Below are 17,824 nucleotides of genomic sequence, written 5' to 3'. Positions count from 1 at the left end.
TACATTCAGAGGGCGCTATTCTACCACTTCTTTTGCTTTATCGATAACTGCTTGTGGCAATGTGATGCCTTCAGCTGTGGCATTTTTTGGACTGACATACAAATCAAGTGCTTGTGGTGTATAAACAGGGATATCACCTGCTTTTTCACCGTTCAAAATACGCACCACAATTTTACCTGTTTCGCGGCCAAGTGCATAATAGTCAACGCCCAATGCGGCAATGGCACCGCGTGCAACAGAACTGGTGTCTGAAGCAACCAGCGGGATTTTACTTTCTTTAGCGACTTGGAATAGCGACTCGTAAGCAGATACCACGTTGTTATCGGTTGATGTGTAAATCATATCGACTTTACCTTCGAGGCTACGTGCAGCCATTGCGATGTCGGTACTGCGCTGGGCAGGGGCTTCATGTACAGTGATGCCCATTGGTGTCAGCTTTTCTTTGAGATTTTTTAGGATGATGGTAGAGTTCACCTCACCTGGGCTATAAACATAACCTACATTTTTCAAGCTTGGAATAATTTGGCGCATTAAAGCAATTTGTGGCTCATAAGGGAGCGCATCAGAACCACCAGTAACGTTGGTGCCAGAACCATCAAGCTTTGATACTAATTTGGCTTCTACTGGGTCGGTTACCGCAGAGAATACCAAAGGAATAGTGCTGGTAGCAGCCGCAACCGATTGTGCTGATGGCGTACCAATGGCAACGATAACATCTGAGTTGTCTGCAACAAATTGCTTGGCAATCTGTCCTGCAGTAGCAGTGTTACCCTGTGCGCTTTGGAAATTAACGGTTAAGTTTTCACCGTCTTTAAAGCCGGCCTCATTTAGCTCATCGATGACACCTTTGCGTACGTCATCAAGCGCTGGATGCTCAACAATAGCCGTAATAGCGACGTTTTTCATCTCTGTTGCGGCATCGCCAGTAGCGCTGTCAGTACTACCAGTATCTTGTGCTGATTGATTGCAACCAGTCAATAGAGCGGTACAAACACCGCCTAATAATAGCGCCTTACTAAAATTGAAATGACCAAAACGATTTTGATACAACATGGGTCTCACTCCTGAAAATAATAATGTGTCCGTACATTATTTAATAAATAAAAATGATTGCTAGCGGTTCTTATATTGATAACACGCACCAGATAGGTAACGATTACTTATTTGGCACTCTTTGCTTCTTTGTCGACATTGATGGCATTTTTTAGCAGCTCATCGGTCAAGCTTACGCCTTGTTCAGCCGCATGTTTTGGGCTGGCATATAAGGTTAAGGTATTCATGACTTCGGGCTTGATCGTATTGACGGCTTCGCCACTTAATACTCGATATACCATTTTGCCTGTGGTACGACCAAAGTCATAGTCATTGACACCAAGCGCCGCAGTAGCACCGCGTCTCACACTAAACTCGTCTGAGGCAATGACAGGAATATCAAGCTCATTGGCTGCACCTGCCATCGCTTCAAAGGCAGAGACGACATTGTTGTCTAACGAGGTATAAATAATATCAGCACGACCAGATAAGCTACGCGTTGCCATAGCAACGTCCGTTGGGCGATTGGCAGTGACTTCTAATATTTTAAGGCCACGCGCGGGTGCAGCTTTTTTCAGTTGGTTGAGTACTGATACAGAGTTGACCTCACCTGGGCTATAGACGTAACCAATGGTCTTAGCATTAGGCGCAATTTTCTGAATGTTGTCTAATTGCGGCTCGATAGGCAACTCGCTAGATAAGCCTGTCACATTAGATTGGATAGGCACCGCATTTGCATCGATAAGCTTTGCCGCGACAGGATCTGAGATAGCGGTATAGATAACAGGAACCGTTTTGGTTGAAGCCACGATTGATTGGGCAGAGGGCGTTGAGATGGCCACGATGGCATCTGGGTTATCTCCTGCGAACTGCTTGGCAATCTGACCCGCTGTCGCTGTGTTTCCTTGAGCGCTCTGGAAGTTAATTGTTAGGTTTTGGCCTTCGACATAACCGTTATCAGCCAGCTCGTCTATGATACCGCGGCGCATCTCATCTAACGAAGGGTGTTCGACAATTTGCGTGATGGCCAATGTTTTGGCGGGCTTGCTAGCATCAGCAGTGGCGCTGTCATCAGTTGCAGTAGTGTCTGTAGTGTCTGTAGCGTTTGAGCAGCCGATCAGTCCGAGAGTGGCGCTGATAGCAGCACCGTATAGGCTTAAGCGTAAGGTAGAAGCAATAGTCATTATTAGGTTAACTCATAGGTTATATCAATCGTAAAAACCAAGTGCATATCGTTAGATGTGTTCAGTCTATTTATAAGAGACCTTACTCGCCTTCGTTATGCTTGGGTTTTAAACATGATATTGGAAAATGCAGGTTAGCCGAGTCAATGCTATGTTGATGCCAAAATAGCAGGCTAACAATAAAATAATCGTTCCATCGATCATTATATTTATATTATGACAGTAATGTAAGTTATCGCAATAAAAAATTCAGTCGTGTTCGTCATCGGTGCTAATAAGGAGTAGGTTGGCTATCTTATTCAGTAAAATCACCATCAAAAAGCTTACAAGCTAGCAACGCATCTATTACGGACTGCCTTCATAATTAACGTAAGCTAATTTTTATACAAGAATTTTCTGATACAAGAATGATAGTAAGTCCAAAGTTCCCATTACTATTGCGCTGACGTGGCGAATATAGAACTCACGCTGGTCTCTACTTGATATTGTTTAAACGAATACTCTGCAAGCAACATTATGAAGGCAACATTATGAACACTGCTAATCTCAAACTATTAACCATCGCTGGCATCACTGCTACCTCATTGATTTGCTTACCTGCTATGGCAAAAAATGGTCATGGAAACGGGCACGGGAATGGACATGGAAATGGACACGGAAATGGCAAATCTGCTTATGTCCATAAAGATAATAACCATCACAGTAAAGCCCGACCTAATATTAACGCTTATCGCAATGCTAGCCCTAACGCCTCATTCAAGCGTGATCTCGATAGATACGGTTACAGAGTAGTCGGCAAGATTGATAGAAGAGATTACGATCGTTCGGTCGTCTTAGACCGTTATGATAACCGCTACACTCGTATTCGCACGCCAGAAAATAATATTGTGACGGTGATTAGTGACACGTTGCAGATTATTAATATTTTGAATAGGTAAGGCTTGGTTTTTATTCATTTAATAAATCAACCATAAAAAAAGATGCCACTAGGGCATCTTTTTTATTTTTTACTACTAAGGCGTGTCTTCAATTCACTCGATAGTTATCTAAATGGGCTAAAAACAGCTAAATTTTGCCAAATATCGTTAAATAGCTAGTTAATATCCCGATATTATCTGCACTATTTTCCTCGTTTGACGGCAATTTATCTCATTTTTATCACCATTTTTGAAATGAAGACACGCCCTAAAAATAACCGTTAAGCTAAAACATCACCAACGACACAAGCATCCGGTAAGGTAACGACTGTTAAGCCCGTCTTTGGCTCACCAGTTGATAGTACCATGCCTTCTGAGATACCAAATTTCATCTTACGCGGTGCAAGGTTGGTCACACAAACGACTTTTTTATCAACCAATTGCTCTGGCTCATAAAACTTACGGATACCGCTGAACACGTTGCGTGGCTTGTCTTCACCAACATCTAACGTAAACTGTAAAAGCTTGTCCGCGCCTTCGACATGGTTACAGGCTAAGACGTGTGCCACTTTCATCTCAACTTTGGCAAAGTCTTCGATACCAATGTAGTCAGTTTGCTCAGCGTCTGCATTGGCTTCTGGTGCTGCATTTTTTGCTGCTGGCTTGCTGTTTGTGATAGCAGCTGGCGCGTCTACTTGTGCGAGAGAGGCTTTTGAGTCTTCTACCATAGCTTCAATATCTTTTTCTTCGATACGCTGCATGAGTGGTTTGAACTTATTGATTTTATGTCCAAGTAACCACTGATTACGGCTAGCGAAATCTAAGCTGTCAATGTTTAAGAATTCTTTGGCATTATTGGTCAGCTCAGGTAGTACAGGCGCAAGGTAGACCATCAATTGACGGAAAATATTAATCGCAACCGAGCAGACGTCTTGAACTTCTTGTTCAGTGCCTTCTTGTTTAGCAAGCGACCATGGTTTTTTCTCGTCAATATATTCGTTGGCCTTATCTGCACACTGCATGATTAAGCGCATAGCACGTGAGAATTCGCGGTTTTCATAGGCAGCAGCAATCTCATCGCCCGTTTTGGTGATGTCTTCTAACAGTTCTGGTTCTGCGCAAACTTCTGAAAGCATGCCGTCGTATTTCTTAACCAAGAACCCTGCACTGCGACTGGCAATATTGACCACTTTTCCAACCAGATCAGAGTTGACCTTTTGCATAAAGTCTTCTAAATCTAGATTGATATCTTCGACTTTGTCAGACAGTTTACTGGCGAAGTAATAGCGCAGGTACTCAGGATGTAAATACTCAGCGTACGTTTCGGCCTTGATAAAGGTACCGCGTGACTTACTCATCTTCTCGCCATTGACCATCAAAAAGCCGTGGGCAAAGACGCCTGTTGGTGTACGATACTCGCTGCCCGCAAGCATGGCTGGCCAAAACAAAGCGTGGAAGTAAACGATGTCTTTACCAATGAAGTGGTAAACCTCGGTTTTGTGCTCGTTTTCTTGTGCCCAATAGCGGTCAAAATCAAGCGCTTGCTCTGTACCTGCGCGTTTGTCGCATAGGTTTTTAAAACTTGCCATGTAGCCGACTGGTGCATCTAGCCATACATAAAAGTATTTGTCTGGTTCATCGCTTGGAGTATCTGGAATTTGAAAGCCAAAATAAGGCGCATCGCGTGAGATGTCCCAAGTCGCTAAGCCTGCCTCAAACCACTCTTGCAATTTATTGGCCACTGACGTTTGCAAACGGTTGTCACTGCGTGTCCAGTCTTTTAAGAATTGCTCAAACTCTGGCAAATTAAAGAAATAATGCTTAGAGGTTTTGAGTACAGGCGTTGAACCAGACAGCGTAGACTGTGGATTTTTAAGTTCGGTGGCATTGTATGTGGTGCCGCATACTTCACAGTTATCACCATATTGGTCTGGACTATCACATTCAGGACAGGTGCCTTTGACAAAGCGATCGGCTAAAAATAACTGCTTTTCAGGATCAAATAACTGCTCAACGTCTTTGGTGCTGATGTGTCCAGCGCTACTAAGACGACGATAAATAAGCTCAGAAAACTCTTTGTTTTCTTCTGAGTGAGTAGAGTGATAATTATCAAAATTAATCAAAAACTTAGAAAAATCAGCTTCATGTGATGCTTTCACTGACGCAATTTGTTCTTCTGGTGTCACGCCATTGGCTTCTGCTTTTAGCATGATGGCGGTACCGTGTGCATCATCTGCGCAGACATAAGTGACCTGATGGCCTTGCGCTTTCATCGCACGTACCCAAATGTCTGTCTGAATATATTCTACAAGATGCCCCAAATGGATATAGCCATTGGCGTAGGGCAGCGCACTGGTTACTAGAATCTCACGCACTTTCATCACCTATATTTTTATATAAACGGGTTAGTTATCAAACGTCTTAAGCAGCTTATGGCCATTAGACGCGATGTTATCAATGCTAAAAACTTCCAAAAATAATGAAAATTTAAAAAGTGTGCCTATGATACCGTAATTCGGCTAAATTTGTGATATTCCTTGGTAATTACTTCTCATTCGTTAGGCATCTACTAACCATAAACAATAGGCTTACATCGAATTTAGACGTTATCAGCTGGCCATAAAAAACCCACCGAGCAATCGCTAGGTGGGTTTTTGGTTAGGTACTGTTGTTTAGACTTTATTATTAAAAATTAAAACGAACCAAACATAGTACCTAAAGTGATAACAGTGACGACCGCTACCAGTGGAATAGCCATTGTGACCATGGCAACGTTTAGATATGACTGCTTGTGGGTCAGACCACAAATCGCTAGTAAGGTAATAACCGCACCACTATGTGGCAAGGTATCCAAACCACCGGCTGCCATGACAGCGACTCGATGCATCAGCTCTGGATTGATACCAGCATTTACGGCCATTCTGAGATAGTCTTCACCCAAAGTGGATAGAGCAATACTCAAACCACCAGACGATGAACCGGTAATACCCGCCAGCGTGGTCATTGCGACCGCTTCTGAGATGAGTGGGTTTTCAGGGCTTAGGTTCAAGATGCTATCACGAATGATAAGGAAGCCTGCCAACGAGGCGATGACAGCACCATAACCGACTTCCGATGCAGTATTAAAAATCGGCAACATAGAGTCGTAAGTACCACGGTTAATGGTTTTTTGTAGATTGTTCCAATGTCCGATACGTAGCAAGATTAATACCACACAAGCCACAACCAATGAGAGAATAATTGACCATAATCCGAGTGAGCCTGCGATATTTAAGTCAGGAAACTGCGTCTGTAAAGCGCTAAAGTCCATCGATGGAAAGATAGCGTACGTCAATACAGCGTTTAAACCGATGACCAATATTAATGGAATCATCGCAACGGTAAATGAGGTGTGATGCGTGTTTAATGCTTCAGTTTCTTTTGCAGTTGAACTGATACCGCCCACATCCTCTTCATCATGCTGACCATAGCCTTCACCCGCTGCATTGGCCTTTCTGGCTCGTGACTGCAACCACAACCAACCACCAATAAACATAACCAGACCACCGATAATACCCAAAATAGGCGCGGCAAATACGTTGGTATTGTAATAAGGAATTGGAATGGCGTTCTGAATGGCAGGCGTACCTGGCAATGCTGTCATCGTAAAGGTAAATGAGCCCAAAGCAATCGCTGCTGGTATCAAGCGCTTAGGAATATCGGCAGCTTTGAACAAGTCTTTGGCGATTGGATAAATAGCAAATGCCACGACGAATAATGACACACCGCCATAGGTCAAAATAGCACAGACTAAGATAACGGCTAAAATAGCCTTGCTAGCACCAAGCTTTTCGACCACGGTATTGGCAATTGCTGTTGCTGCACCAGAGTCTGCCATCAAACGCCCAAAGAGCGCGCCCAATAAGAAAATAGGGAAGAACTTGAGTAAAAATCCACTCAAAGCACCCATGAAAACATCGGTATAGGCGGGAATACTGCTTAAAAAGTCACCTGAAAGAAATACGGCTAATGTCGCCATAATCGGTGCTAAGATCAGCACAGAATAACCGCGATAAGCAAAGAACATGAGTAATATTAGAGTAATGACAATAGCAAGCGTACTAAACATGATGGCCCTCCTTGGCAAAAAAATAAGGCAGCGAGTATGCCGTGCTTATCCATATAGGTCAATAAAATTAATCAAAACAGGTCTATTTCGTCTGTTTTATCAAACATAAATCTAGACTCATGCGCTATCCATCATTAATATCTTACCGAACTATATACTGCACAGCGTTGACTCACATGCACTGACTGTTATTTTCTAGTCGCTACGAAAATAATATGTTAAGTTAGCACAAGTGTTTCACGCATGATATAGCGATATAAAATGTATTGTTATGGATGACAATATAAAATACAATGTTTTCCATTTATTAGGTACAGTAAACAGTAATTACTCTCAAATATGATAATCGTTCAATATAGCTCTAACTATATTTTTTAAAACCAAACATTAAATTTACAAGGAATGTGAATATGTTTAGTGCCATCACCAATATGAGCGTGCAGTTAGTCAACCGCTATCTACCATCCCCATTCGTATTTTCGATCGTTTTGACGCTCATCGCGTTTGCGGTGGGACTGGCTATTACTGGCCAAGATATGATTGCTATGGCAGGGCACTGGGGCAATGGGTTATGGTCATTACATAGCTTTGCCATGCAAATGGCATTGGTCCTAGTGACAGGCTACGCATTTGCCAGCGCACCATTTATTCAGCGTTTGTTAGACAATCTTGCCAGTAGAGTGCATTCTCCTACGACCGCTATTATCGTATCAACCTTGGTTGGTCTGGTCGGTTCATGGATAAACTGGGGGTTTGGTCTTATCATCGGGGCTATCTTTGCCAAAGCACTGGCAAAAAAGGTCGCTAATGTCGATTATCCGCTATTGGTCGCTGCTGCTTACTCAGGTTTCGTGATTTGGCATGGCGGTTTTTCAGGTTCGATACCACTGACGCTTAGCTCTGGCGGTGATACGCTGCTGACGCTATCAGGCAATACCATGACCGAAGCGGTACCTCTGTCACAGACGGTATTTGCAGGCTATAACTTGTTGCTAGTAGGTTTGCTCATCATTATTTTGCCACTCGTCAATCGCTTTATGCATCCCAAAAACCCTACGGTTATCGATCCTAAATTGATCAAACAAGAAGTGTATGTCGCACCTCAGAGAGACACGCCGGCACAAAAACTAGATGACAGCCGTATTATTGCTGTTATCCTATTGGCGTTGGCACTGATGTACTATATCAGCGAGTTTGGTAGTAACGGTTTTAACCTCGGGCTCAACATCGTCATTGGGCTGTTTTTGTTTATAGGGTTACTATCGCATGGCACGTTAGAGCGTTATTATCGAGCCGTGCACTCAGGGATAGGTGGCATCACAGGTATTGTGCTACTGTTTCCGTTCTATGGCGGTATCATGGGCATCATGACTGGTGCGAATGCTGATGGGATTTCTATCAGTACGCAAGTGACCGAATTTTTCGTCAATTCAGCTTCCGCAGACAGTTTCCCGATTTTTGCCTTTTTGAGTGCTGGTTTGGTCAACGTCTTTGTACCATCGGGCGGTGGACAGTTTGCGGTACAGGGTCCTGTTATGATTCCTGCTGGCATTGAGCTGGGTGTTAGTCCAGCCATTACTGCGATGGCGATTGCGTGGGGTGATGCGTGGACCAACATGATTCAACCGTTTTGGGCTTTGCCATTATTGGGTATCGCAGGTTTGGATGCACGCGCTATCATGGGTTACTGTCTGATAGTACTGGCGGTATCTGGTGCTGTTATCATGAGTGTGTTTTGGCTGGTGGTATAGTCATTCCACTATAAAAGTATTACTGCGTTAACCTCGCTTGAAGTATTTAATATACATCTACACTCGGTTGCCTTGTACTATTTTTAAATTGAATTGACTATACAAGGTTATAACGCTCAAAAGAAAAACAAGCATAATGAGTTTTCGCTGTTAGGTCTTATTAAAAGTAACAAGCAAATGGATAATTGAAATACTTAATTCAGCATTAGTTTATGCAAGGATTAAAAATATAAATGAGAATTACAGGAGATAAGTATGAGTCAATCAAAGATATACAGTAGTGCTGAAGAGGCGCTAAAAGGCGTCGTGACTGATGGGCAAACACTCGCTATTGGTGGCTTTGGTCTATGCGGTATTCCAGAATCGTTAATCGAAGCATTGCGTGATAGTAAAGTTAAGGGTCTAACCTGTATCAGTAATAACGCGGGCGTGGATGACTTTGGTCTTGGGCTGTTACTACAAACTCGCCAAATCAAAAAAATGATCTCCTCTTATGTCGGTGAAAACAAAGAGTTTGAGCGTCAATATTTAGCTGGCGAGTTAGAGGTTGAGTTGACACCACAAGGCACATTGGCTGAGAAATTACGCTCAGGCGGGGCAGGTATCCCTGCGTTTTATACCGCAACAGGCGTAGGTACTCTGGTCGCTGAAGGTAAAGAGACGCGTGATTTTGATGGTCGAACTTATGTGTTAGAGCATTCATTGCGCGCGGATGTTGCTTTAATCAAAGCACAGAAAGCCGATAAAGCGGGTAATCTGATCTTTAACAAAACCGCTCGTAACTTCAATCCAGACTGTGCAATGGCAGGTAAAATCACGATTGTCGAAGTCGAAGAGATTGTAGAGACAGGCACTTTTGATCCAGATGAAGTGCATCTACCGGGTATCTTTGTTCAACGTATTGTATTGAATAATAGCCCTGAAAAACGCATCGAAAAAACGACAATTAAAGCAGTGTAAGGTGCTTAAATAAAAACGTGGTCGAAGCTTAATTGAAAATAATTAGCAGTCTAAATGAACAAAAATAGAATATCGTAGAAATAAGGAATTTACCATGGCATGGACAAGAGAACAAATGGCGCAGCGTGCTGCACAGGAACTACAAGACGGCTATTACGTAAATTTAGGCATTGGTCTACCAACGTTGGTCGCTAACTACATTCCTGAAGGCGTGGATGTGTGGCTACAATCAGAAAACGGCTTGCTAGGGATTGGCGAGTTTCCCACAGCAGACAACGTTGATGCTGACTTGATTAATGCTGGCAAGCAAACGGTCACAGCAGCGCCAGGCTCCAGCTATTTTAGCAGCTCAGAGTCTTTTGCGATGATTCGTGGTGGCCATGTTAACTTGGCGATATTGGGCGCGATGGAAGTATCAGAAAATGGCGATTTGGCCAATTGGATGATTCCCAAAAAGATGGTCAAAGGCATGGGCGGCGCGATGGATTTGGTTGCAGGCGTACAGCGTGTGATTGTCCTAATGGAACAAGTCAATAAACACGGCGACCCAAAAATTCTGGCCAATTGCGAGCTACCATTGACAGGCAAAGGCGTGGTCGATCGTATCATCACCGAGCTTGCTGTATTAGACGTTACTGATAACGGGTTAAAATTGGTTGAATTAGCAGACGGTGTTAGCTTTGAAGCGTTACAAGAAAAAACGCCAGTAAACATTATCCAGTAAACATTATCCAGTAAACTTTGTACAGTAAGCTCTTTACTGTAATGTGATTGTCTTAACATCAATGAGCTTTATCCCTCAGATAGATACGCCACTATAATTATAGTGGCGTATTCATTCAGTTCTATTTTTATAAAAATTAACAATATTTTAGACCATTATAAGGAATATGTATGGCGACCCAACTACAACAAGATTTGACAGGCAAAGTAGCGTTAGTCACTGGCTCTGCAAGTGGTATCGGACGTGATATCGCTGAGACTTATGCAAAAGCAGGTGCAGCGGTTGGTATTGCAGATATTAATCTAGAAGCAGCACAGAAAACCGTTGATGCTATTGAAGCGGCTGGCGGACGTGCTCTCGCGATTGCGATGGATGTTACGTCAGAAGATGCAGTCAACGAAGGTGTACAGCAGCTAGTAGATACCTTTGGTGGTATTGATATTCTAGTCTCTAATGCTGGTATTCAGATCATTGACCCTATTGATAAAATGGCTTTCAGCGATTGGAAAAAAATGCTCAATATCCATTTGGACGGTGCATTTTTAACCACCAAAGCAGCGATTAAGCATATGTATAAAGGCGATAAAGGCGGCACGGTCATTTATATGGGCTCTGCTCATTCGCATGAGGCCTCATTATATAAAGCCCCTTATGTGACCGCCAAGCATGGATTATTAGGTCTGTGTCGTGTATTGGCCAAAGAAGGTGCCGAGCATAAAGTACGTTCGCATGTGATTTGTCCAGGCTTTGTTAAAACACCTTTGGTAGAAAAACAAATCCCAGAGCAGGCAGCTGAAAAGGGCATCAGTGAAGAGTCTGTCATTAACGATATTATGTTGGTAAACACGGTAGACAAAGAATTTACGACGGTAGAAGACATTGCGCAATTGGCGCTATTTTTAGCGGCGTTCCCAACCAATGTATTTACTGGACAATCTATCGTTGCCAGTCATGGTTGGTTTATGAACTAAGAAATTATTAACTATCCATTCGATGGAATAGCCACTCGTTTTCTTCTAGATTCTTATCGGATCAGCATCTTGTTTTATACCCATTAGAGCCAATTAGATTGGCTCTTTTTTATTGCTTTTTCCTGTCTATTTTTTGATTAATGGTTGAGATAGTTTAAGAAATAGCAGGCAGCAAACTTGGCTCACAGTAGAACATATGTAGCAAAGCTCAGTCCTACTGGCGTTGTGGTTTTTTTATGCTTGTAATTCAGCTACACTATCAAGATAAAAGGTCTGGCTAAACGCTCATATATTATATAGTCAATCCTCTATAAATTGGATACGGTGTCAGGCTCGCTTAGTCTACTACTTGTAGCACTTTCACTCGCCTTCCTTGTATTCAAATTATATTGAACTGACTATGTGGTTTATCATATCTACTATGGTGTTGAACGAGCTGTTTTAGCATACCAACCCACTTGTATAGGCAGTAATGGTCGCTATGTTTAACTTTATGAAGAAAACTCCCACCAATAAACCAGAAACGCCAGAGCAGCGAGCGGCTCGAGATAGTGCTGTGGACAAGGTATTACTTGGTTATGAAGTCGGTACGGTTAGTATCGCGACTATGGTAACGGGTCTTAATCGCGATGGTGACCAGCTCACTTTAGACTTGCGTCTACCGCAAGAGAGTAAGCCTGAAGCCATTCAGCAAGAGCTGGGTCAATTACTGCATCCGCATGGTATTACGACGATTCATATGAATGTACGTCTACCAGCGCCAGAAAAAGGCTCAGGTTCAAGTTTACCAAAGAAAATGCCGAAGACGACCAATGCTATGGATAGTCAAAGCAAGCCTGTAGCCAATCCTGATGACAATAGTAATAATGATAACAATGCTGAACCACCGATTACTAAAGCGGCACCGACACAAGCATCGTTAGCAGCACATCCGCGTATTCGCCATATTATCGTGGTGGCATCGGGTAAGGGCGGCGTCGGCAAATCGACAACGACAGTCAATATCGCGTTGGCATTACAAAAGCTTGGCAATCGTGTTGGTGTGCTTGATGCTGACATTTATGGTCCTAGTATGCCTACGATGTTGGGTGTTGCCGATGTGAAGCCACAACTAGAGAACGAGCAATTCGTACCTGTTGATGCACATGGCATAGCGATGCTATCAATTGGTAGCTTACTTGATGGCGATAATACGCCTGTCGCATGGCGTGGACCGAAAGCGACTGGTGCTTTGATGCAGCTTTATAATCAAACCAACTGGCCGCAGCTAGATTATTTAGTGATTGATATGCCACCCGGTACTGGCGATATACAACTGACATTGGCACAGCGTATTCCAGTCACCGGAGCCGTGATTGTGACGACACCGCAGCATGTTGCGCTACTGGATGCGCAAAAAGGTATCGAGATGTTTAACAAAACCAACATCCCTGTGCTGGGTGTGGTTGAAAACATGGCACTGCATACCTGTAGCAACTGTAACCATACCGAAGCTATCTTTGGTACAGGTGGCGGCGAAAAAATTGCTGAACAATATCATGTGCCATTATTAGGACAGTTACCTTTAGCCAGCGGTATTCGTGCTCAAGTGGATAAAGGCGAACCAAGTGTATTGGCTGATGATGAGTTTGCACCATATTATTTGAGCATTGCTAAAAACATTGAAACCAATATTAATAAATTTGCCAAGCCTGTCGATGATAAGCGGATTTTCTGATGGTTATTCAGTGTAGATGTCTCAATCTCAACGCTTAACATTTAGCATGTATGGAATGAGGGTGTTGAGAGTTGTCTAATCATCGATTTGATTTATCAATCTAATAGAGTAGTGGATTTTAAAGTCCTCGCTACCCTATAAATTAAGTCATCAATTCCGTATAATCGTCGCTATTAAATATTTGCTAAGGAATGAATAACAATGTCTATCAAATCTGATCGCTGGATTCGTAAAATGGCCGAAGAGCATGGCATGATTGAGCCATTTGAAGCGGGTCAAGTACGCTTTAACGATGCTGGCGAGCGTTTGGTGAGCTATGGCACGTCAAGCTATGGCTATGACGTGCGCTGTGCACCTGAGTTCAAGGTATTCACCAACGTACATTCAGTAGTAGTGGACCCTAAGAACTTCGATGAAAAAAGTTTTATTGATATCGTTGGTGACGAATGTATCATTCCGCCAAACTCATTTGCATTGGCTCGTACCATGGAGTACTTCCGTATTCCACGTGACGTATTGACTATTTGCCTAGGTAAATCAACGTATGCGCGTTGCGGTATTATTGTCAACGTGACGCCGCTTGAGCCTGAGTGGGAAGGGCACGTCACTCTAGAGTTTAGTAATACCACCAATCTCCCAGCGCGTATCTATGCCGGAGAAGGTGTGGCACAAATGCTGTTTTTCCAAAGTGATGCTGATGATGTTTGTGAGACCAGTTACAAAGATCGCGGTGGTAAATACCAAGGTCAGCGCGGTGTGACACTACCAAGAACCTAGATTAGGTCTTAGGCGATACGTAGTACAAAAAAGGCCAGTCATATTTCATATGACTGGCCTTTTTTATATAGAAAAATTGACTACTTTAAGACTTTTAGGCCTGCTTTGTTATCGCGTTTTGGCTTGGGCGCAGCAGTAGGGGTTGTCTTAACCGTAACATCTGAGTCTTCTTCAGGTACGTAATTATCATATTCGTTAGGATCAAAGAACATACCCTGTGAGTTCTCTTTTGCATAGATACCCAATACGGCAGTCAGTGGCACCCAAATTTCTTGCGATACACCACCGAAGCGGGCACTGAAGTTAATATAGTCATTTCCCATACTCATATTACCAGTTGCACGGCTAGCAATATTGAGCACGATACGACCATCTTGCACATGCTCTCTTGGAATCTGTACTTCTTCAGCAGTGGCATCAACCATTAGATACGGGGTAAGTGAATTGTCTTCTATCCACTGATACAGTGCGCGCACCATATAGGGACGTGTTGGGGTAATAGAGGTGGTTTCGCTCATTTGATGATTTCCTATACGAATTATTTTTAATAGTGAACAGATACTTCTTGGAGTAGCTTGTTCATTGAAAAAAACTAAATAAATATTAGGGTCTGTTGAACATTCAAATATTAGGGCTGCTGATTGCTAAAATTGCATCAAGCTAGGCGTAAGTCGACGATAATGTCGAGACCTTAACTAGGCTTGCAACAACGTTTGGGGTAATTTTAGCATCAGCCTTTCAGGGCAGTACTATTTTTTGCCAATATATGGCGAAATTGTCTAACCTAGAATAACTAGGCGTCAAAAATTTCACTGCATATTGTCTAAAAAATGGTGACTGCCAGCACCACATTTGAATGTTCAACAGACCCTATTTAACTTCTATTCTAATAATTTTCTATTCTAAGCCAGCTGTCTAATCAACGCACACTTTTTTGGAAGCTATCGCGTTCAAAGACACGCTTTTGATAATCAAATAGTGGACGACTAATGGCACGAGGCAGTTCGATATGCATCTCTTCAAGCCGCCACAATAACGGTGCTAATAGTATGTCACACCAGCCAAATTCATCTGCCATAAAATAAGGCTTATGGGCAAACAAAGGCGATAAGGTAATCAGCGAATCACTCAGCTGTTTTTTGGCAACCACTGCTTGTGCTTTATTAAAGCTATCTGGATGTACGAGTAGGCGCTTACCAAGTGAGAGCCAATCACGCTGAATACGCCACGCTAACTGTCTGAACTGTGCACGCTCCTGCGGGGTATCAGGCAGTAGTTTGTTTGTATGATAGCGTTCTTCGAGATACTCAAAGATAACATTGATCTCATAGAGCGCAATTTCTCGCTGCTGCAGGACAGGTAAAGTATGATAGGGGTTCAGCTCAGTCAAATCTTCAGGACGCTCAGAGTGCAAACGTGATAAATAGTAGGCGAGCTTTTTTTCTTCAAGTAATAGGCGTACCACATGACTGTCGTAGCCGTCATCAGCATACAAAATCAGCTGACTACTTGGAATGTCGTTCGCATCAATCATGAAAGCCTAATGTTAATAGTAAAGACTATCATCGTAAACAAAGTTGCCCTGATTATCAAGGCAACGTACGTAAACATTGCTTGTGAGCGCTTTATTTGTCTACTTCTTTGGCGATAGTTCTACTATTTAATGGTTTATCAGAATAGAAAAAGGCACTACCGAAGTAGTGCCTAATATCATGCTTGTCTCTTATGCTTCTACTACTATCTTATTTTACGTCTTTCCAGAATTCTTTGTTCAATAAGTAAACTGGGATGAGCAGTACTAATAAGAATAGAATCACAAAGAAACCAATCACTTGACGGTCATGACGAGCAGGTTCACCCATCCATGCCATAAAGTTCACTAGGTCACCAACTTCGCTCTCAAACTCTTCTGCACTCAATTTTTCTTGCATGTTATGCAAGACGTGAGGCATAGCAGCGTTTTTAAGCACTAGGTTATTAGCGCCCCAAGGACGGTTTGGATCTTCATAAAACGACAGTAGGTAAGTATATACCCAGTCATCGCCGCGTAGTCTTGTCTCAAGTGACAAATCCGGAGGCGCAGCACCAAACCAAGATGCTTGAATATCAGGATCAATCTCAGCAGTAATATGGTCACCGATTTGATCGGTGGTGACCATCAGATACTTTTCAACAAGCTCAGGCGGTATTTCTAAATCTTTGGCAATGCGCGAATGACGAACATACTTGGCTGAGTGACACCCAGCACAGTAGTTCATAAAGATTTTAGCACCGTTTTGTAATGAGCCCTTATTGGTAAAATCAATAGGAGCTGTACTACAAGCCAGATGTTCATCAACGCCATCGGCATTAGTGAACGTACCACAGCCACTACCTTCGGCCATTGCAGTACCAGCAGTCAAGGTTAATGCCGCGCCCAAGCCTAGACCAGCTAGGGATTTAATTAGCGTGTTCATTAGTGACCTCCGGTAACGCGTTCTGGTGGCTGTTTACACTTCTCAATAGCAGTGTAGAACGGCATCAATAAGAAGAATAAGAAATACAAGACCGTAAATATACGAGCCATTAATGTTGCTGTTGGGGTCGTTGGTGTTGCACCCAAGTAGCCTAGTACGACAAAGCTAATAGCGAATACTGTTAAAGCAATCTTAGACAATATGCCTTTATAGCGTATAGAACGTACTGGTGATCTATCCAGCCATGGTATCAAGAATAGTACGGCAATTGCAGCACCCATCGCGACCACACCACCTAGCTTATCAGGAACTGCACGTAAAATAGCGTAGAACGGCGTGTAGTACCATACTGGTGCAATATGTGCTGGTGTTTTCAGTGAGTTCGCTGTCTCAAAGTTTGGTGGCTCAAGGAAGAAACCGCCGCCTTCTGGGAAGAAGAATACCACTGCAAAGAAGCAGATAAAGAACACAACAATACCAACCATGTCATGCACAGTGTAGTACGGATGGAATTCGATACCGTCTAATGGCACACCATTTTTATCTTTTAGCTTTTTAATGTCAATGCCATCAGGGTTGTTCGAACCCACGTGATGCAGTGCCACCAAATGCATAAATACTAAGCCTACCAGTACTAATGGAATAGCAACAACGTGTAGAGCAAAGAAACGGTTTAGCGTAATGCCAGAGATAATATAATCACCACGTACCCATTCAGCAAGACCATCGCCGATCACAGGTAGGGCAGCAGGAAGGTTCAAAATAACCTGTGCACCCCAGAATGACATGTTACCCCAAGGTAGTAGATAACCAAAGAAGCCTTCTGCCATTAGCGCTAGGTAAATACCCATACCGATGAGCCAAATAAGCTCACGCGGTTTCTGATATGAACCATATAGTAATGCGCGGAACATATGCAAATATACCACGACGAAGAACGCTGATGCGCCAGTCGAGTGCATATAACGAATGAGCCAGCCGCCTTTTACATCACGCATGATGTATTCAACAGATGCAAACGCCCCTTCGGCACTTGGGTTATACATCATCGTCAGCCAAATACCAGTCACCAATTGGTTAACCAGTACAATCATTGACAATACGCCAAAGAAGTACCAAAAGTTAAAGTTTTTTGGTGCATAGTACTTTGACATATGGTATTCATAGGTTTCGGTCGCTGGGAAGCGAGCGTCTACCCAATGCATTAACTTTTTACCCATACTCATA

At 43.0% G+C, this 17,824-nt stretch carries 15 protein-coding genes; 7 read left to right on the top strand and 8 right to left on the bottom strand.

What is annotated here, in order from left to right; all coding sequences use genetic code 11:
• Positions 1-15: 15 nt before the first annotated feature.
• Positions 16-1,053, bottom strand: a complete 1,038-nt coding sequence (locus tag I6E84_RS04335; RefSeq protein WP_197216388.1) for an ABC transporter substrate-binding protein — start codon at positions 1,051-1,053, stop codon at positions 16-18.
• A 107-nt stretch (positions 1,054-1,160) separates the two neighbouring features.
• Complete coding sequence (locus I6E84_RS04330) at positions 1,161-2,216, bottom strand: ABC transporter substrate-binding protein (protein ID WP_197216386.1); 1,056 nt, start codon at positions 2,214-2,216, stop codon at positions 1,161-1,163.
• A gap of 530 nt (positions 2,217-2,746) precedes the next feature.
• Between I6E84_RS04330 and I6E84_RS04325 the strand changes: the two genes are divergently transcribed.
• Entirely contained in the window at positions 2,747-3,154 is a 408-nt protein-coding gene (locus I6E84_RS04325; protein ID WP_197216384.1) for a hypothetical protein, read from the top strand.
• Between the two features lie 260 nt (positions 3,155-3,414).
• On the opposite strand, the gene metG is transcribed toward I6E84_RS04325, so the two are convergent.
• Positions 3,415-5,514 (bottom strand): methionine--tRNA ligase, encoded by a 2,100-nt coding sequence (metG, locus tag I6E84_RS04320; protein WP_197216382.1) that lies wholly within the window; start codon positions 5,512-5,514, stop codon positions 3,415-3,417.
• A gap of 311 nt (positions 5,515-5,825) precedes the next feature.
• Positions 5,826-7,241, bottom strand: coding sequence for a GntP family permease (locus I6E84_RS04315; RefSeq protein ID WP_197216379.1), 1,416 nt, complete (start codon positions 7,239-7,241; stop codon positions 5,826-5,828).
• Between the two features lie 410 nt (positions 7,242-7,651).
• Between I6E84_RS04315 and I6E84_RS04310 the strand changes: the two genes are divergently transcribed.
• The 6 genes from I6E84_RS04310 (at position 7,652) to dcd (ending at position 14,141) form a co-directional block, all read left to right on the top strand.
• The gene (locus I6E84_RS04310; RefSeq protein ID WP_197216377.1) at positions 7,652-8,992 is read left to right on the top strand and encodes a short-chain fatty acid transporter; all 1,341 of its coding nucleotides are present in this window, start codon (positions 7,652-7,654) and stop codon (positions 8,990-8,992) included.
• A gap of 255 nt (positions 8,993-9,247) precedes the next feature.
• Entirely contained in the window at positions 9,248-9,952 is a 705-nt protein-coding gene (locus I6E84_RS04305; RefSeq protein WP_197102773.1) for a CoA transferase subunit A, read from the top strand.
• Positions 9,953-10,046: 94 nt separating this feature from the next.
• Complete coding sequence (locus I6E84_RS04300) at positions 10,047-10,676, top strand: 3-oxoacid CoA-transferase subunit B (RefSeq protein WP_197216375.1); 630 nt, start codon at positions 10,047-10,049, stop codon at positions 10,674-10,676.
• 170 nt (positions 10,677-10,846) lie between these two features.
• Positions 10,847-11,647, top strand: a complete 801-nt coding sequence (locus I6E84_RS04295) for a 3-hydroxybutyrate dehydrogenase (RefSeq protein ID WP_197102776.1) — start codon at positions 10,847-10,849, stop codon at positions 11,645-11,647.
• A 481-nt stretch (positions 11,648-12,128) separates the two neighbouring features.
• Positions 12,129-13,364, top strand: coding sequence for an iron-sulfur cluster carrier protein ApbC (gene apbC, locus I6E84_RS04290; protein WP_197216373.1), 1,236 nt, complete (start codon positions 12,129-12,131; stop codon positions 13,362-13,364).
• Positions 13,365-13,565: 201 nt separating this feature from the next.
• Positions 13,566-14,141, top strand: a complete 576-nt coding sequence (dcd, locus tag I6E84_RS04285; RefSeq protein WP_010199897.1) for a dCTP deaminase — start codon at positions 13,566-13,568, stop codon at positions 14,139-14,141.
• 80 nt (positions 14,142-14,221) lie between these two features.
• On the opposite strand, the gene I6E84_RS04280 is transcribed toward dcd, so the two are convergent.
• The 4 genes from I6E84_RS04280 to I6E84_RS04265 all read right to left on the bottom strand — a co-directional run bounded on the left by I6E84_RS04280 (position 14,222) and on the right by I6E84_RS04265 (position 17,817).
• Positions 14,222-14,659 carry a ClpXP protease specificity-enhancing factor gene (locus I6E84_RS04280; protein WP_197216371.1) on the bottom strand — a complete coding sequence of 146 codons (438 nt, stop codon included), beginning with the start codon at positions 14,657-14,659 and terminating at the stop codon, positions 14,222-14,224.
• A 401-nt stretch (positions 14,660-15,060) separates the two neighbouring features.
• A complete protein-coding gene (locus tag I6E84_RS04275) occupies positions 15,061-15,675 on the bottom strand; it encodes a glutathione S-transferase N-terminal domain-containing protein (RefSeq protein ID WP_197216369.1) in 615 nt (204 codons plus the stop codon).
• A 208-nt stretch (positions 15,676-15,883) separates the two neighbouring features.
• Positions 15,884-16,597 carry a cytochrome c1 gene (locus I6E84_RS04270; RefSeq protein WP_110922521.1) on the bottom strand — a complete coding sequence of 238 codons (714 nt, stop codon included), beginning with the start codon at positions 16,595-16,597 and terminating at the stop codon, positions 15,884-15,886.
• A complete protein-coding gene (locus I6E84_RS04265) occupies positions 16,597-17,817 on the bottom strand; it encodes a cytochrome b (RefSeq protein WP_370463022.1) in 1,221 nt (406 codons plus the stop codon). Before I6E84_RS04265 ends, I6E84_RS04270 begins: the two co-directional genes overlap by 1 nt.
• Positions 17,818-17,824 lie beyond the last annotated feature (7 nt).

The organism is Psychrobacter sp. SCQQ22 (assembly GCF_015864605.1).
Classification (GTDB): domain Bacteria; phylum Pseudomonadota; class Gammaproteobacteria; order Pseudomonadales; family Moraxellaceae; genus Psychrobacter; species Psychrobacter fozii.
This window is presented reverse-complemented; position numbering and strand designations above follow the sequence as displayed.

Bases quoted from the DNA above. Each gene is read 5' to 3' on its own strand.
- I6E84_RS04335 (WP_197216388.1), bottom strand. From the start codon at position 1,053: ATGTTGTATCAAAATCGTTTTGGTCATTTCAATTTTAGTAAGGCGCTA.
- I6E84_RS04330 (WP_197216386.1), bottom strand. From the start codon at position 2,216: ATGACTATTGCTTCTACCTTACGCTTAAGCCTATACGGTGCTGCTATC.
- I6E84_RS04325 (WP_197216384.1), top strand. From the start codon at position 2,747: ATGAACACTGCTAATCTCAAACTATTAACCATCGCTGGCATCACTGCT.
- metG (WP_197216382.1), bottom strand. From the start codon at position 5,514: ATGAAAGTGCGTGAGATTCTAGTAACCAGTGCGCTGCCCTACGCCAAT.
- I6E84_RS04315 (WP_197216379.1), bottom strand. From the start codon at position 7,241: ATGTTTAGTACGCTTGCTATTGTCATTACTCTAATATTACTCATGTTC.
- I6E84_RS04310 (WP_197216377.1), top strand. From the start codon at position 7,652: ATGTTTAGTGCCATCACCAATATGAGCGTGCAGTTAGTCAACCGCTAT.
- I6E84_RS04305 (WP_197102773.1), top strand. From the start codon at position 9,248: ATGAGTCAATCAAAGATATACAGTAGTGCTGAAGAGGCGCTAAAAGGC.
- I6E84_RS04300 (WP_197216375.1), top strand. From the start codon at position 10,047: ATGGCATGGACAAGAGAACAAATGGCGCAGCGTGCTGCACAGGAACTA.
- I6E84_RS04295 (WP_197102776.1), top strand. From the start codon at position 10,847: ATGGCGACCCAACTACAACAAGATTTGACAGGCAAAGTAGCGTTAGTC.
- apbC (WP_197216373.1), top strand. From the start codon at position 12,129: ATGTTTAACTTTATGAAGAAAACTCCCACCAATAAACCAGAAACGCCA.
- dcd (WP_010199897.1), top strand. From the start codon at position 13,566: ATGTCTATCAAATCTGATCGCTGGATTCGTAAAATGGCCGAAGAGCAT.
- I6E84_RS04280 (WP_197216371.1), bottom strand. From the start codon at position 14,659: ATGAGCGAAACCACCTCTATTACCCCAACACGTCCCTATATGGTGCGC.
- I6E84_RS04275 (WP_197216369.1), bottom strand. From the start codon at position 15,675: ATGATTGATGCGAACGACATTCCAAGTAGTCAGCTGATTTTGTATGCT.
- I6E84_RS04270 (WP_110922521.1), bottom strand. From the start codon at position 16,597: ATGAACACGCTAATTAAATCCCTAGCTGGTCTAGGCTTGGGCGCGGCA.
- I6E84_RS04265 (WP_370463022.1), bottom strand. From the start codon at position 17,817: ATGGGTAAAAAGTTAATGCATTGGGTAGACGCTCGCTTCCCAGCGACC.